The sequence below is a fragment of the Streptomyces sp. NPDC059452 genome, assembly GCF_042750035.1.
Classification (GTDB): domain Bacteria; phylum Actinomycetota; class Actinomycetes; order Streptomycetales; family Streptomycetaceae; genus Streptomyces.
Map to the genome: position 1 here is coordinate 48,846 of NZ_JBHYVE010000018.1, position 14,995 is coordinate 63,840.

Consider the following 14,995-nt stretch of genomic DNA (forward strand, 5'->3'; position numbering starts at 1 on the left):
GCCGCCTCCGCCGCGTGTGCGACGGCAGGCCCCCCACCCCCCTACCTGCACCCCGCACCCGTTTGCCTAAAAGGCTTAGGCAAACGTATATTTCTTTAGGCAATCATCATGGGGCGTTCGGAGGGTGAGATGGCGAAGGCCGGACCGGCGGCGGAGCGCGTGCTGCGGGCGGGGGCGGAGCTGGCGGACGAGATCGGCTTCGAGTACGTCACCCCTTCCGAGCTCGCCCGGCGGCTGGGTGTCAGGACCGCGAGCCTGTATTCGCACGTCAGGAACGCCCACGACCTCAAGACGAAGATCGCCCTGCTCGCCCTGGAGGAGCTGGCCGACCGGGCGTCCACCGCTCTCGCGGGACGGGCGGGCCGGGACGCGCTGATCGCCTTCGCGGACGCCTACCGCGATTACGCCTATGAGCACCCGGGCCGCTTCACCGCGGCCCGGTTCCGGCTCGACCCGGAGACGGCCGCCGCGAGCGCCGGGGTCCGGCACGCCCTGATGATGCGGGCGATCCTGCGCGGCTACGACCTGACCGAGCCGCAGCAGACGCACGCGGTGCGGCTGCTGGGCAGCGTCTTCAGCGGTTACGTCGGTCTGGAGTCGGCCGGTGGCTTCAGCCACAGCGCCCCCGCCTCCCAGGAGAGCTGGACCGAGATCCTCAACGCGCTCGACGCCCTCCTGCGCAACTGGCCGGAATCCGCCTGAGCCCGGACCTCCCCCGCCCCTTCCCTTCCTGACCGAAGGGACACAGAACCCCGAACTCCGACCGAAGAGACGCAGAACATGGACACCCGGAACGACTGGACCACGACCCCCATCAGCCCCGGCATCGTGCGCGGTGCCCTGGACCTGGAGCACACCGAACGCGGCGTACTCCCCCACCGGTTGCCCGCGAACGCCCGGGCGCAGATACCCGACGGCCAACTGGCCATGGCCCAGTCGCAGCCGTCCGGGGTCCGGCTGGTCTTCCGGACCCGGGCCACCGCCGTCGAGCTGGACGTGGTGGCCACGAAGCGGGTCTACCTCGGAGCGCCGCCTCGCCCCGACGGGGTGTACGAACTCCTCGTCGACGGCCGTCCCGCAGGCCGGGCCGGCGCTCCCGACGGTGACACGCTCACCATCGACATGGCCTCGGGAACCGCGCAGGCCCGGCCCGGCCCCGTGGCGACCCTCCGGTTCACCGGTCTGCCCGAGCACGAGAAGGACGTCGAGATCTGGCTGCCGCACGACGAGGCCACCCGGCTGGTCTCCCTGCGGACCGACGCGCCCCTCGCCCCCGCACGGCCCACCGGCCGCCGGGTCTGGCTGCACCACGGCAGCTCCATCAGCCAGGGCTCAACCGCAACAGCCCCCACCGGCACCTGGCCCGCCCTGGCCGCCGCTCTCGGCGGAGCGGAACTGATCAACCTGGGGTTCGGCGGCGGCGCCCTGCTCGACCCGTTCACCGCCCGCGCCCTGCGCGACACCCCCGCCGACCTGATCAGCGTCAAGACCGGCATCAATCTCGTCAACGCGGATCTGATGCGGCTGCGCGCGTTCGGCCCGGCCGTCCACGGCTTCCTCGACACCATCCGCGAGGGGCACCCCACCACTCCGCTGCTGGTCGTCTCGCCGGTCCTGTGCCCCATCCACGAGCACACACCGGGCCCCAGCGCCCCCGACCCCAGCGCGCTGAGCGAAGGGCGCCTGCGGTTCACGGCCACCGGTAACCCCGCGGAGACCGCCGCCGGGAAGCTGACCCTCACCGTCATCCGGGACGAGCTGGCCCGGATCGTCGAGCAGCGCGCCACCACCGACCCGCACCTGTACTACCTCGACGGCCTCGCCCTCTACGGCGAGAGCGACCACGCCGAACTGCCGCTGCCCGACGCCCTCCACCCCGACCCGGCGGCTCACCGGCGCATCGCCGAACGGTTCGCCCGCCTCGCCTTCGCCCCCGGCGGGCCCTTCGGCACGGAGGCCCGCTGACCCCGGCCCGAAGCCGAGCGGTACGGAACGGGTGACGGCAGCCCGTTTCCGTACCCTGGAGGCATGCGCATGCGCCCCACGCTCAGCTGGACCCCTCCCGAGGACCTGTCGCCCGCCACCACCGACCTGGAACCGGTCACCGATGCGCTGAGCGGCGGCGGTGTGCTGGTGCTGAGCGGGGCGGGCCTCTCCACGGAATCGGGTATTCCCGACTACCGGGGCGAGGGCGGGAGCCTGAGCCGGCACACCCCGATGACGTACCAGGACTTCACCGCGAGCGCCCAGGCGCGGCGCCGGTACTGGGCGCGGAGCCATCTGGGCTGGCGGACCTTCGGCCGGGCCCGCCCCAATGCCGGGCACCGGGCCGTGGCCGCGTTCGGGCGGCACGGTCTGCTGTCCGGGGTGATCACCCAGAACGTGGACGGCCTGCACCAGGCGGCCGGAAGCGACGAGGCCGTGGAGCTGCACGGAGGCCTGGACCGGGTCGTCTGCCTCACCTGCGAGGCCGTCAGCCCGCGCCGCGAACTCGCCCGTCGGCTGGAGGAGGCCAACGCCGGGTTCGCCCCCGTGGCCGCCGCGATCAATCCGGACGGTGACGCCGACCTCACCGATGAGCAGGTCGGCGACTTCCACGTGGTGCCCTGCACCGTCTGCGGCGGCATCCTCAAGCCTGACGTGGTGTTCTTCGGCGAAACCGTGCCTCCGCGGCGGGTCGAGCACTGTCGCCGACTGGTCCGTGAGGCGACCTCGCTGCTGGTTCTCGGCTCCTCGCTGACGGTGATGTCCGGCCTCCGGTTCGTCCGGCAGGCGGAGCGGGCCGGGCAGCCGGTGCTGATCGTCAACCGGGACCCGACCCGCGGTGACCGGCACGCCGTCACCCGTATCGCGCTCCCGCTGGGAGCGGCCCTCACCACCGTGGCCAACCGGCTGGGCATCCCCGTCGCCGTGCCGGAGCCGCCGGGTCCGGCGTCGGTCGAGCCGTAGAGAGCACGGCTCACGTCCGCCAAGCCGTAGAGGGCACAGCTCTCGTCGGTCGAGCCGTGGACGGCCCGGCGCACTCGCGTCAGGCTTCGGTGCGGTTGAGGGTGTTTCCGAGGGGCGAGCGCGACGGCCCCGATCACGATCGCCGAGACGGGTCGGCGGGGGTCGCGGGCGAAGGCACGCAGGGCGATCCGTGCGCCGAGCGTGCGGTCGGCCAGCCGGGCCAGGGCCCGCAGCGCGTCTCCGGTGCGGGTGAGCGCGGCGGCGGCCAGGAACACGATGGCCGAGACGGCCGCCGCGGCGGAGATCGTCTCGTCGTCCTGGAAGGCCACCGCGATGGTGATGCCGAGTGCGGCGAGTCCGCACAGCACCGGCGCCCACAGGCGGGCCCGCCGGGCGGCGCGGGGAGTGGTGCGGGCCCGCTCACGGGCGGGGAGCCCTGCCGGATACCGCGAGGTAGGCCGAGGACGCCGGATTGGTGCTGTCGTCTCCGGTCCTCGGCCAGGCCCGCAGTTGGCCGGGGGCGGCAAGGTAGTCGTAGGAGGTGTGCCTGCGGGCTCTCGATCAGGCCGACGATCCGCGCGGGTGCGTCGCGCTTCCAGCGGTAGGGCAGGCTGTCGCCCAGGCTCAGCCCGTGGTCGTCGGCGAGGGCCCGGCTCACCGCGATCCCCCCGGCTCCGCAGGGAACTGCCCCTCCAGCAGCCGGTATCGGCCGTGCGTCATTCGCTGTTGGCGTCGATGGCGAGCATGGTGATGCCCGGGGCGTACCGCCGCAGTTCTTGTGCGAGTTCGGCTGTCACCTCGGGGTCCGAGTGGCTGACGAGTCCGTCGGCACGGCCCAGGGTGCTGGTGGCCCGCTGTTCCACGGAAGGGGCGACCGAGGCCAACACCCCGGCGGCCGGCGTGGCCGTGCCGGCCTCGGTGGAGTCGGCGGTGTCGGTGTCATCGGCGTCGTCGAAGGCGACGAGCGTGCCGTCGTGCAGGACGGCGATCCGGTCCGCGTGGGAGAGGTTGGCCGGGTTGTGGGTGCTGAGGACGACGGTGACGCCCTCGTCGCGGAGCTGGGCCAGCACGCCCATGATCTCCGCGCCCGTCTTGGAGTCGAGGGAACCCGTGGGCTCGTTCGCCAGCACGAGCGTGCGCTCCCCCACGATGGCGCGGGCGATCGCGGCGCGCTGCTGCTGGCCGCCGGAGACCTCGGCGGGAAACCGCTCCTCCAGCCCGGCCGGACCGACCCGGCCCATCGCCGCGCGCGCCGCCACGGTCGCATCGCCTCGCGCGGTGCCCAGGGCTTCGAGCGGGAGGCATACGTTCTCGATCAGCGTCAGGTCGGCCAGAAGGCTGAAGTCCTGGTGGACGAAGCCGAATCTCCCGCAGCCGCAGCGCGGCCGACTCGGCCGAGGTGCAGGCGTGGAGCCCGCTCCCCAGGACGTCGAGCGTGCCCGAGTCGACCCGCTCCAGGCCCGCGATCAGATGGAGCAGCGTGCTCTTGCCGGAGCCACTGGGGCCGGTCAGAGCGGTCAGCGTACCGGCAGGGACGGACAGCGATATGTCCCGCAGCGCGGTCACGGTCTGCTTTCCCGTGGGGAACGTCTTGCCGACTTGGGTGGCGGTGATCGCCACGTTCCTGCCCACGTGAGCGGTTGTCCCTCTCCTGCATGAACGGGGCGGCCGAAGGCGGCAGGACTCAGCGTGCGCGTCCCCTGCGTACGGCCGGAAAAGGGGCGGTGACAGCAGGGCCGGGACGCGTGCGACAACCGCCCCCGACCGGCTGCCGTAACCGGGAAGACCTACTCGACCCGGTGGACAGCCCCGGGAGCGGAAGATGATCTGGCCCGTCTCGGTAACGTAGTTGACCGAAAAGCGCCGCAGGCTGCGGAGGGGGTGAACGTCGTCCATCGCTGGGGAACGCGGTCGTCGGCCCCCTCGTGCCGGGAGCGTCAGGGGCGGCACGTACGGTACGGCGGGTGAACAAATCGTCCGAAGCCGTCTCCGGGACCGCTGCCAACGAACGGGTACCGGCCCCGACCATCCGCGTGTTCCTGGCCCTCGCTCCGCCCGACGACGCCAAGGAGGAGCTGGCTCGGGCGTTGCGCCCGGCCTACGAGACGTATCCGCGGCTGCGGTGGAATCGCATCGAGGACTGGCACATCACCCTGGCGTTCCTCGGTGAGCTTCCGGTCACCACCGTCCCGCCGCTGATTCCCCCGCTCGCCGCGCTCGCGGAGCAACGCCCTTCCCTGCGCCTGGCGTTGAACGGCGGCGGGCACTTCGACGAGCGCGTCCTGTGGAGCGGGATCACGGGGGACCTCGAAGGGCTGCACCGGCTCGCCACCGACGTACGCGCCCTGGTGAAGGAGTGCGGTGTCCCGTTCGCGGAGCGGCCGTTCCGGCCCCATCTGACGCTGGCCCGTGCCCGCCGGGGCGACCACTCCGCAGTGGCGGAGGCGGCCGCCGGACTCGACACGTTCACCGGTCGCGGCTGGGATGCCGAACGCCTCCACCTGGTGGGCAGCAACGCCGGCCGCGGCCCGGGGCCGATCCACTACCGGGACATCGAGGCCTGGGACTTCGGCCACGGGAGCCTCGGCCAGGGGAGTTGAGGACCGTCCGGCCCGGGCGGCCCAGCCCGCGTGCCTCAAGGGAGTTGAGGCCTGCCCGGCCCGGACGCCCCGCCCGCGCGTCTCAAGGGAGTTGAGGCCTGCCCGGCCCGGACGCCCCGCCCGCTCGCCTCAAGGGAGTTGAGGACCGCCCGGCCCCGGCGCCCCGCCCGCGTGTCGAGGAGCGGCGCACTCTTCCGGCCGGTATATCTATGCCAGCACCCGCAAAGGGATCACTCCCCTCTGCGCGAACCGTTCCGCCGCCGGCCCGTTCACGGCCGCACGCAAGGAGAGAGACATGCGCTACGGAAGCGCGCTGCGCGAGCAGATCCGGACGCCCGGGACCACCCCGCTCATCGGCATCTACGACATGTACTCGGCGTCGATCGCCGCCCGGCACTACGACGGCTTCTTCGTGTCCGGCTTCGGCTTCGCCGCCTCCCACTACGGGCTGCCGGACATCGGCTTCATCGCGTGGCCGGACATGGTCGCGTTCGTCGAACGGCTCCGGCTCGCCTTCCCCTCCCACCATCTGCTGGTGGACATCGATGACGGGTACGTGGACCCGGAGGTGGCGTGCCACGTGGTCCAGCGGCTGGAGCGGGCCGGAGCGTCCGGCGTCATCCTGGAGGACCAGAAGCGCCCGCGCCGGTGCGGCCACGCGGACGGCAAGAGCGTCCTGCCGCTGGCGGAGTACCTGGAGAAGCTAAACCTCGTCCTGGAAAGCCGGCGGGACCTCGTGGTCGTGGCCCGCACCGATGCCACCGAGGACGAGGACATCCTGCGCCGCGCCCAGGCGCTCGCGGAGACCGATGCCGATGTGGTGCTGGTCGACGGAGTGCGGGACGTGGAGTGGATCCGGCGCATCCGGAAGGTCATCGACGACAAGCCCCTCCTCTTCAACCAGATCGCGGGCGGCAGGTCGCCGAGGCTCTCGCTCTCCGAACTGACCGATCTGGAATGCCAGGTCGCCATCTACAGCACGCCCTGCCTCTTCGCCGCGCACACCGCCATCGACAGCGCGCTCGGCGAACTGAAGCGGGCCGACGGGCGGCTCCCGGAGTTCTCCCCCGGCACGTCGGTCGGCGTACGGGCCTCGACCGCCCTGCTGGAGCAGAACATCAGTCGGCACCACCCGCTCGGCCAGGGGATCGCCACCTCCTGAGGCGGGCGTCGGTGACGGTGTGGCACGGCCGACCCGCTCGTACAGCTCCGCGTCCTCGCCGAAGGCGCGTGCCCGACGAACCCGCCGGGGCTCGTCGGACTCGCGGGGACTTGTCGGGGCTCGTCGGACTCATCGGAGCTTTCGTCGCGTCAGATGTGTGCCCGTCCGGTCATGCGTTCTCCTGCCCTGCGGGCTTGGCGTGGGAGAGAAGGAACTCGGTCGCCCGTGCAATGGCCTCGGCCGAAGTGGCGCAGACGGCCTCGGACTCGTCCTCCTGCCGGTCCGCTCCCGTTGCGGTGTACCACCAGGCGTCCACGCCCGGATCATGGTGGATGACGGCGGCACCACCTGCGTAGCGGAGCGGGACGGACTCACCGGCGGACCTCTTGACCACCGCGTGGGGCCACTTGAGGCGGGCGGACTGGCGCTTGATGCCGCCCCAGGCCGCGCCCAGCTGGGCATAGCTGGCCCCGCTGCGACCGGCGGCGGTGGCCGCGCTCTCGGCCAGCCGGTCGACGGACCGCTTGGCCTCGTACAGGGCCCTCAGCATGGCCAGTTGCAGATCCGGGGCAGCCAGGAGCGCGGGATCGAAGGGCTTGTCGGCGGTGCGGTAGGCCTGTGCGCGTGTCGAGATCCGTTCGGCCAGCGCCCGGACCGCGTCGAGCACCTTCTCGTCCATGACGAACGTGTCGTCGTCGCCGGGTTCGCTCCAGGCGGGCTCCACCAGTTTCATGACCAGGGGCCAGAAGTTCTCGTCGTGCTTGCCCGGGGTGGGGATGGCACCGTTTTCATCCATACGACAAGCATGACTGTCACTGATGCGTGGTGACAAGTAAATTTGTCATTCAGCACCGCGCGCCGCCAATGGCCGTGCGCCGTCAACGAGCGTCCGCGGCCTCCCCCAGGGCGGCGGTGACGCGGCCAAGCACCTCCTGCAACCCCAGCACCTCCCCCACGGACAGGCCCGTCGCGGCGAGCACTCCCCGGGGGACACTCAGCGCGCGTTCACGCAGCCCGGCGCCCTCGTCCGTCAGCTCGATCAGGACGGAGCGCTCGTCCTCGCGGCTGCGCTCCCGCCGGACCAGCCCCGCCGCCTCCAGGCGCTTCAGCAGCGGCGAGAGGGTCCCGGAGTCCAGGTGGAGGCGCCCCCCGATGGCCTTGACCGGCTGGGGGCCGTCCTCCCACAGCACCAGCATGACCAGGTACTGGGGGTAGGTGAGACCGAGGCCCTTCAGCGCCTGGCGGTAGTAGCCGCCGAACGCGCGTGACGCGGCGTGCAGCGAGAAGCAGACCTGGTGGTCGAGGCGCAGCAGCTCCTCGTCAGGGACGGCGGAGAGGTCGGGCGAGGTGCCCGGGGCGGAGGTCATGGAGCCAGCGTACCGCCGGCCACACTATTGAGTTGTGCACAACTTAATGATGTGCAATCTTTGTACCCATGGCTGCGACCACCCCGGTCGCAGTCCCGACGAGGAGGACCACCCCATGGACGCGCTGTACACCGCCGCCGCGACCGCCAACGGCCGCGAGGGCCGCGCCGTGAGCTCGGACGGTCGGCTCGACCTGCCCCTCGCCCTGCCGCCGGCGCTCGGCGGCAACGGCAAGGGCACCAACCCCGAGCAGCTCTTCGCCGCCGGGTACGCGGCCTGTTTCGCCAGCGCGATGGCCGCGGTCGGCCGCGAGATGAAGGCCGACACCAAGGACGTCTCCGTGACCGCCGAGGTCTCCATCGGCAAGGACGGCGACGGCTTCGGGCTCGCGGTCGTCATGCGCGTGGAGCTGCCCGACTCCCTGACCGGCGAGACCGGGCAGCGGCTGGTCGACGCCACCCACGCCTACTGCCCGTACTCCAAGGCCACGCGGGGCAACATCGACGTCCAGATCGTCATCGAGTAGACCGAGCAGTCGGGCACGGTCCCGCCGGTTCCGCCCGGGGGGCTCAGGCCGTCAGGCGGGTGAGCACCGCGTCCACGGCCCGGCGTACGGCCTCGCGGGCGTCGTCCGTCGGGTCGAGCGTCTCGAAGCCGTGACGGCCTTCCGGTACGTCGACCACCTCGACGTCGGCCCCGCAGTGTTCGGCCTCGGTCAGGAACTCCTCGACGGTCACGGCGATCTCGGCCATCTCGCGGCCCGCCCGGACCAGCACGACCGGGAGCTTCCCCGCATGGGAGACCGCCTCCACCGGGCGGAACCGGGTGCCGGACAACCCCCAGCCCGGCAACGGCACCAGAATCGGGTAGTTGGCGGCCAGGCAGCGCAGCCACTCCGGGGGCGCCGCCAGCCAGTCGGCGGTGAGCGGGCCACCGCCCGAGAAGAACCACAGCGCGATCCGGCGCCCGTCCACCCGCGGATCGGCCCGTACGCGTTCCACGGCGGCGGCCACGTCCTCGGCGGCCCGCTCGTAGTCGGTCACGGCGTGCAGGCGGTGGTCCACCGTCGCGCCCACCGCTCCGAGACCGGCCACATAAGCCGCGTACCCCGTCAGGGTCGGCCAGTCCCGTGGCGTCGGCCGCGCCTCGGCGGGTACGGGTCCGCCGTGCACGAACACCACGGCCGGATGCGGTCCCGGCCCGTCGGGCAGGTACAGATCGGTGTTCCCGGTCCGTTCGCGGGTCCGTGCGGGTACGTCGAGGAGGAACGGCCGCAGATGCGCGGGCGGTTGGCCGGAATCGGCGGAGGTCAGCCGGTGGCCGCCGCCCGCCGCCGCCTCCAGCAGGGCCTCGGCCAGCTCGGCGGGGCAGGACAGCATCGGCCAGTGGCCCGTGGGCAGTTCGAAGAAGGTCACCCCGCGCTCGGCCAGGGTCACCAGGGCGGGGTCGCCGATGTCCACCCTGAGCTGGACCAGCTCGATGCCCGGCCCGTTGCCCGTGCACAGCACCCCGGTCGCGGGCACCTCCGCCACGGCGCCCGTGAGCCGCAGCGGCTGGAGCAGCGTGCCCAGCGGCTGCGGGGCCGCGAGCACGGTCAGCCCGTCGAGCGCCGCCTCGGAGAGTCCGGCGGTGCTCCCCCAGAGCGGCCAGGCGTCCCGGGCCGGGGGCGGCAGGACGCCTGCCTGTGCTCCCCCGTCTCCGGACAGCCGCTCGCGCAGACGCTGGTCGGGTACGGCGGCCAGGGCCGGGACCCCGTCCTGCGGCATCCCCGCGTCCAGGTGGACGATCCGGGCGATCGCCCCCGCCCGCCGGTCGGCCGCGCCCACCACCGGGTGGATGCCGTAGCCGTGACCGACGAGCACGATGTCCCGGCCGGGTGCCTCCCCCACCCGGTCGACCACCGCGAGGACGTCCGCGATGTGCGTCTCCAGGTCGACGGCGTCCACGGGACCGGCGGGCCCTTCGCCCAGTCCGGTCAGCGCCGCCGTATGCACCTCGGCGCCCTCGGCGGTCAGCCGGGCGGCGGTGTCCTCCCACACGTACGGGCCGGTGAACGCCCCCGCCACCAGGATGAATACGGTCATGGTTCCTCCTCGTCGCACTGCTCCCGCGCACCGGGCCGAGTTCCCGGCCGCGCTCGCCGGTACCGTAGGAACTCCTCTTGGGGGAGGTTCAAGTGTTCTCGTCGTACGACGGTCTCTGCACCATCGGTGAGCTGGCCGAACGGGCGGGCGTCAGTGTGAAGACCGTCCGGTTCTATTCGGACCGGGGCCTGCTGCCGGAGGCGTCCCGCAGCGCGGGCGGGCACCGCCGGTACGCCCCGGACGCCGTGGAGCGGCTGAGCCTGATCCGCTCGCTGCGCGGGCTCGACCTGCCGGTTGCCGAGGTGCGCCGCATCCTCGACGAGCAGGACGGGCGGGACGGGCGGGGCGAGCAGGGCGCAGGGGGTGCGGCGGGCGGTTCGGGCGCGTTGGAGGACGCCGTCGCCGGACGGCTGCGCGTCCTCGGATCCGAGCTCAGGGCCCTGCGCTGGCGGGAGGCCGCGCTCCGGCTGGTGCAGGACTGCCCATCGGCTGAACGCCCGGCCCGGCTGCGCCTGGTCGGGGCGGTCGCCGCTCCGCCGAGCACCGCCGCACTGGCCCGGTTCTGGCGCGCCTGGCTCCCGGCCCGGATGCCCGCCCGGTCCGTCAGGGCCTTCCTGGAGGTGGCCGTTCCGGACCCGCCCGAGGACCCCGGCCCCGCCCAGGTGCTCGCCTTCGCCCGGCTGTACGCCTTGGTGACCGGGCCGTGCACCGCGAGCGGGCCCTGCCAGCCCAGCGCCCACCGTGCCGCGGGGGCGCGGGAGTCGGCCGTGCTGTACGCGGGGCTGGCGAAGGCGTACGAGCTGGCGGGCGGGGAGCTGCGCCGGGGCGAGGGGCCCCGCCCCGGCGAGGCCCTGGACGGGTTCGTGGACGCGTACGCGAGTACGTACCGCACCCGCGACACGCCCGGGTTCCGCCGTCAGTTGGCCGGTCAGCTGGCTGCCGACCCGCGGATCGACCGGTATTGGGAGCTGACGGCCGAGGTGCTCGGCGCTCCCGGCGGCCGCCCGGAGCCGACCCCCGGGACGGCCCACGACTGGCTCCTGGAGGCGCTGGACGCGGACCTGTCGACGATGTCTCACTGAGCGGCGTCGGATGTGCGGATGTGCGGGTCCCCGGACCTCTGCGGCCCGGGGACCCGCACACCGGCAGGACCGGTCCGTCTAGAAGGCGGTCCAGGTGAAGGCGACCTTGTCCCCGGCGCGCAGCTTGAACTGGCAGCCGCCGACGGGGATCGAGGTGCCGTTGACGGCGATGTTCCAGTAGGCGACGCCCCCGCCGCTGACGTTCTTTATGGTGTCGACCGAGAAGTCGTCGAACGAGGCGTACCAGGTGCCGTCCCAGGTGAAGTGTCTCTTCCGCGCGGCGTCGTCGAGGGCCGCGGTCGGCGTGGGAACGGCGCTCGGGTTGGCCCCTCCGTTGGTGCCGTCACAGCGGTGCGTGCCACCGGAGGCGGTGGTCACGTCATGCCCCTTGGTCTTGATCTTTCCCTTGAACAGGTTCCCGTCCGGCCCCTTCACGGTCAGCGAGACCTTCACCGGGGCGTTCGTGCGGGCCTTGGCCTGCGGCTGGGCCACGGCGGGGGCGGAGGCGAGGGCGAGGCCGAGGGCGGCCGTGACGACGAGGGTGCGGCGAGCGGATGTCAGGTGCACAAGCGTGCCTTTCCGGTGCGGTGCGGCCTGCCGTGCCGCCGCACCGGAGCCGACGGCCCGCGGCGCGTCCGGCCGCGCGACTCGCGGCACACGCGCAGCGGTTCGCGGCTGCGGGCTTCGCACTGCAGACCATGACAGGGGAAGCGGTACACGTCACGCGCCGGGCTGTCCGACTCGCGGCCCGCCGGGGGCCGCACACGGTTGCAGGTCAGCGCCGGATTCCCACCGGCTTCCCCCAGTCGCGCACGCATTCAGTTGTCGCTCCGGAGCACCGGAGCCCTCGCATCGTAGGGCCGTTCGACCGCGCGCTGCCGGGGAATGGCCCAACACGTGGGTGACCAGGGGCCGGTCGTACGGAAGTGTCGTACGGGAGCGGCTTCTCCCCCGTACGCCGTGTCAGCGGCGGGAGGGCGGGCCGAAGCGTTCGGGGGCCAGCGTCGCCAGCAGGGAGGTGACCACGAGGTCCGTCGAGGCGGCCATGTCCACGGAGTCCGGGGCGAGCAGCCACTGGACCTGCAACCCGTCCATGACCGCGATGATGGCGTTGGCCGCGTTCTCGGTCGTTTCGGCCCGGTCGGCGGGGAGTTCGCACGCCTCGCGCAGGGCGTCGGCGACGAAGGCCCGCAGTCCGTCGTAGCGGTCGCGGAAGTACTCCTGGGCCGGATGGTCGTCGGTGACGGACTCCGCCGAGAGCACCGCGTAGAGCCTGACGATGCCTTCGCGCTCGGCGTTGCGGAGTGCGGTGTTCACCAGGTGGCGCAGGAAGTCCAGCCCTTGCGGGCGGTCCGCGCCGAGCTGCTCGATGTCGGTCTGGTCGCGCAGTTCCAGAACGCTGGTGAGGAGCAGCGCCTTGGAGCGGAAGTAGTGCAGAACGCCCGCCTGCGTCAGGCCGACCCGGTCCGCGATCTCCGCGAGCGAGGCGTTGTTGTAACCACGGGCGGCGAAGGTGTCCATGGCGATGGACAGGATGTCCCGCTGACGCTGCTGGGCTTCCGGACTGCGCGGCGTACGGGGCTTCGCCGGACGGCGCGCCGGTCTGCCGACTGACTGGTTGCCCGCTGACTGGTTGCTCACCCGGTCAGCTTAAGCCTGCTCGGGGCGGTGATCCGGGAGAGATCTCGCGGGGGCGGCAGAACTCCGCATCCGACTACTTACTAACCACTTAGTGGGTATGGTTTCATGCCGTTGCCCCGCCGATCCCCCCTTCCCCCGCCGATGTCTCCAGGTACCGACCGAAGGAGAGCCGCACATGAGCCACCTCCGTCCCTCACGTCTCAGAGCGCGTGCGGCAGGCGTCGCGCTCGTCATGGCCGTCGCCGGACTCGGCGTCAACGCCACCGTCACCACCGCTCGGGCCGCCGACCCGGTCGCCCAGGTCTGGGTCACCACCACCGACGGCGGCAAGAAGCTCACCGCCGACGGAAGCCTCCCGTTCACCGGCGCCCCGCTGGGCGTCGACATCCGTATCGACGCCAACAGCAAGGGCCAGAAGTTCACGGGCGCGGGCGCCTCGGTGACCGGCGCCTCCGCCCATCTCGTCCAGGGCCTCCCCCAGGCCCAGCGCACCTCGCTGCTGAGGTCGCTGTTCTCCACGGAGGGCGATGGCATCGGGCTCAACTACCTCCGCCAGCCGCTGGGCAGCACCGACTTCGACGCCAACGCGAACTTCTCCACGTACGAGGACACCCGGGGTTCCTTCTCCATCGACCGGGACCGGAGCCAGATCATCCCGGTCCTGAAGCAGGCGACCGCGATCAACCCCGCCATCCGGTTCATGGGCTCCCCCTGGTCCCCGCCCGCCTGGATGAAGACCAACAACTCGCTCAACGGCGGCAGTCTGCGGACCGAGCACTACCAGACGTACGCCGACTACCTCGTCAAGGCGATCAGGGCGTACGGGCAGGAGGGCATCACCCTCACCGACCTCACCGCGCAGAACGAGCCCGAGTTCGCGACGAGTTACCCGTCCATGAGCATGACCTCGGCTCAGCAGGCGGACTTCCTCCAGGTGCTGGACCGCACGCTCACCGCCGCGAACCTGCCGACCAACATCCTGGCCTACGACCACAACTGGGACCATCCGAACTACCCGCTGGACGTCTTCGCCCGGACGGGTGGCATCCAGCGCGTCATCGGCGCCGCCTTCCACTGCTACGGCGGAGCCCCGGCGGCGCAGCAGCAGATCGTGAACGCCGGGAAGCGGGTCTTCTTCACCGAGTGCTCCGGCACCGACAGCGCCAACCCCGCGGCGACGTTCGGCGACACCCTCCGGTGGCACGCGGAGAACCTCGTCGTACAGAACATGCGCAACGGCGGCGAGACGGTCATCAACTGGAACCTGGCCCTGGACCGGAACGGCGGCCCCCACCAAGGCCACTGCGCCGACCGGTGCAACGGGATCGTCGAGATCGCCGGTGGCCAGGTCACCCGGAACGCCGAGTTCTATGTGCTGGGCCATGTCACCAAGTTCATCAGGCCCGGTGCCACCCGTATCGGCTCCACCAGCCAGGATGCCGGGGGCGTGCAGAACGTCGCCTTCCAGAACCCGGACGGCACCCGCGCCGCCGTTGTCGTCAACACCGCCTCCAGTGCTCAGCGGTTCTCGCTGACGGACAACGGGAAGTCCCTGGCGTACACCCTGCCCGCCGGGGCCGTGGCCACCTTCACCTGGGACGGGGACGGCGGGTCGACCGAGCCTCCGGCCGGTTCCATCGACCCGGCCGCCTGGTACCGGGTGCAGAACGCCAACAGCGGGGCCTGCCTCGACGCCGCCGACTGGGGAACCGGTGACGGCACCGCCCTCCAGCAGTGGGCCTGCGGGACCGGGGCCAACCAGAGCTGGCAGTTCCGGCCGACGAGCGGCGGCCACTACCAGGTGGTGAACCGGCACAACGCGAAGGTCTGGGACGTGGACGGCGGCGCCGGGGCCACCGCCGACGGCACCAAGGTGCACCTGTGGTCCTACGTCGGCTCCGCCAACCAGCAGTGGCGCCCCGAGCCCCTGGCCACCCATGGCCGGTACCGCTTCGTCGCCCGCCACAGCGGCAAGTGCCTCACCATCGACAACTCCTCGACGGCCAACGGCGCGAGGCTCTCGCAGCAGCCGTGCGGCGGTTCCCCGGCCCAGGCGTTCACCCTGACCGGCTGATACGGCGCAACCGGAGGCCGGGTTCCCGGCACGAGG

At 72.2% G+C, this 14,995-nt stretch carries 13 protein-coding genes, 2 pseudogenes and 1 riboswitch; of the genes and pseudogenes, 8 read left to right on the forward strand and 7 right to left on the reverse strand.

Annotated elements, in window-relative coordinates; translation table 11 throughout:
- Nucleotides 1–129 precede the first annotated feature (129 nt).
- From ACFW9Z_RS23095 to ACFW9Z_RS23105, 3 genes are all read left to right on the forward strand, one after another.
- Nucleotides 130–702 (forward strand): TetR/AcrR family transcriptional regulator, encoded by a 573-nt coding sequence (locus tag ACFW9Z_RS23095; protein ID WP_384644136.1) that lies wholly within the window; start codon nt 130–132, stop codon nt 700–702.
- Between the two features lie 78 nt (nt 703–780).
- Nucleotides 781–1,965: a GDSL-type esterase/lipase family protein gene (locus ACFW9Z_RS23100; protein WP_384643939.1), complete on the forward strand. Its 1,185-nt coding sequence runs from the start codon at nt 781–783 to the stop codon at nt 1,963–1,965.
- Between the two features lie 63 nt (nt 1,966–2,028).
- Nucleotides 2,029–2,949, forward strand: a complete 921-nt coding sequence (locus ACFW9Z_RS23105; protein WP_384643941.1) for an NAD-dependent protein deacetylase — start codon at nt 2,029–2,031, stop codon at nt 2,947–2,949.
- Nucleotides 2,950–3,665: 716 nt separating this feature from the next.
- On the opposite strand, the pseudogene ACFW9Z_RS23110 reads toward ACFW9Z_RS23105, so the two are convergent.
- Nucleotides 3,666–4,304, reverse strand: a pseudogene (locus ACFW9Z_RS23110) (ABC transporter ATP-binding protein); the annotation flags it as partial.
- A gap of 61 nt (nt 4,305–4,365) precedes the next feature.
- Nucleotides 4,366–4,845: pseudogene (locus tag ACFW9Z_RS23115) on the reverse strand (ATP-binding cassette domain-containing protein); the annotation flags it as partial.
- A gap of 68 nt (nt 4,846–4,913) precedes the next feature.
- On the opposite strand from ACFW9Z_RS23115, the gene thpR reads away from it, so the two are divergent.
- Nucleotides 4,914–5,549: an RNA 2',3'-cyclic phosphodiesterase gene (gene thpR, locus ACFW9Z_RS23120; RefSeq protein WP_384643943.1), complete on the forward strand. Its 636-nt coding sequence runs from the start codon at nt 4,914–4,916 to the stop codon at nt 5,547–5,549.
- Nucleotides 5,550–5,844: 295 nt separating this feature from the next.
- Nucleotides 5,845–6,711 carry an oxaloacetate decarboxylase gene (locus ACFW9Z_RS23125; RefSeq protein ID WP_384643944.1) on the forward strand — a complete coding sequence of 289 codons (867 nt, stop codon included), beginning with the start codon at nt 5,845–5,847 and terminating at the stop codon, nt 6,709–6,711.
- 169 nt (nt 6,712–6,880) lie between these two features.
- Here the strand turns inward: ACFW9Z_RS23125 and ACFW9Z_RS23130 are convergent, their stop codons facing one another.
- Together ACFW9Z_RS23130 and ACFW9Z_RS23135 are read right to left on the reverse strand one after the other, a co-directional pair.
- Nucleotides 6,881–7,507, reverse strand: a complete 627-nt coding sequence (locus ACFW9Z_RS23130; RefSeq protein WP_384643946.1) for a hypothetical protein — start codon at nt 7,505–7,507, stop codon at nt 6,881–6,883.
- 82 nt (nt 7,508–7,589) lie between these two features.
- A complete protein-coding gene (locus ACFW9Z_RS23135; RefSeq protein WP_384643948.1) occupies nt 7,590–8,078 on the reverse strand; it encodes a MarR family winged helix-turn-helix transcriptional regulator in 489 nt (162 codons plus the stop codon).
- 115 nt (nt 8,079–8,193) lie between these two features.
- Between ACFW9Z_RS23135 and ACFW9Z_RS23140 the strand changes: the two genes are divergently transcribed.
- Nucleotides 8,194–8,604 (forward strand): Ohr family peroxiredoxin, encoded by a 411-nt coding sequence (locus ACFW9Z_RS23140; protein ID WP_384643949.1) that lies wholly within the window; start codon nt 8,194–8,196, stop codon nt 8,602–8,604.
- A 43-nt stretch (nt 8,605–8,647) separates the two neighbouring features.
- On the opposite strand, the gene ACFW9Z_RS23145 is transcribed toward ACFW9Z_RS23140, so the two are convergent.
- Nucleotides 8,648–10,162 carry an alpha/beta fold hydrolase gene (locus tag ACFW9Z_RS23145; RefSeq protein ID WP_384643951.1) on the reverse strand — a complete coding sequence of 505 codons (1,515 nt, stop codon included), beginning with the start codon at nt 10,160–10,162 and terminating at the stop codon, nt 8,648–8,650.
- Nucleotides 10,163–10,254: 92 nt separating this feature from the next.
- Here ACFW9Z_RS23145 and ACFW9Z_RS23150 point away from each other — a divergent pair, with 92 nt between their 5' ends.
- Nucleotides 10,255–11,244, forward strand: a complete 990-nt coding sequence (locus tag ACFW9Z_RS23150) for a MerR family transcriptional regulator (RefSeq protein ID WP_384644138.1) — start codon at nt 10,255–10,257, stop codon at nt 11,242–11,244.
- 78 nt (nt 11,245–11,322) lie between these two features.
- Here ACFW9Z_RS23150 and ACFW9Z_RS23155 read toward each other — a convergent pair whose 3' ends face one another.
- Nucleotides 11,323–11,811, reverse strand: a complete 489-nt coding sequence (locus ACFW9Z_RS23155; protein ID WP_384643953.1) for a DUF4430 domain-containing protein — start codon at nt 11,809–11,811, stop codon at nt 11,323–11,325.
- A 141-nt stretch (nt 11,812–11,952) separates the two neighbouring features.
- A riboswitch (cobalamin riboswitch) is annotated at nt 11,953–12,070 on the reverse strand.
- A 137-nt stretch (nt 12,071–12,207) separates the two neighbouring features.
- Complete coding sequence (locus ACFW9Z_RS23160; protein WP_384643955.1) at nt 12,208–12,885, reverse strand: TetR/AcrR family transcriptional regulator; 678 nt, start codon at nt 12,883–12,885, stop codon at nt 12,208–12,210.
- A gap of 175 nt (nt 12,886–13,060) precedes the next feature.
- Here ACFW9Z_RS23160 and ACFW9Z_RS23165 point away from each other — a divergent pair, with 175 nt between their 5' ends.
- Nucleotides 13,061–14,959, forward strand: a complete 1,899-nt coding sequence (locus ACFW9Z_RS23165) for an RICIN domain-containing protein (protein ID WP_384643957.1) — start codon at nt 13,061–13,063, stop codon at nt 14,957–14,959.
- Nucleotides 14,960–14,995: the final 36 nt, after the last annotated feature.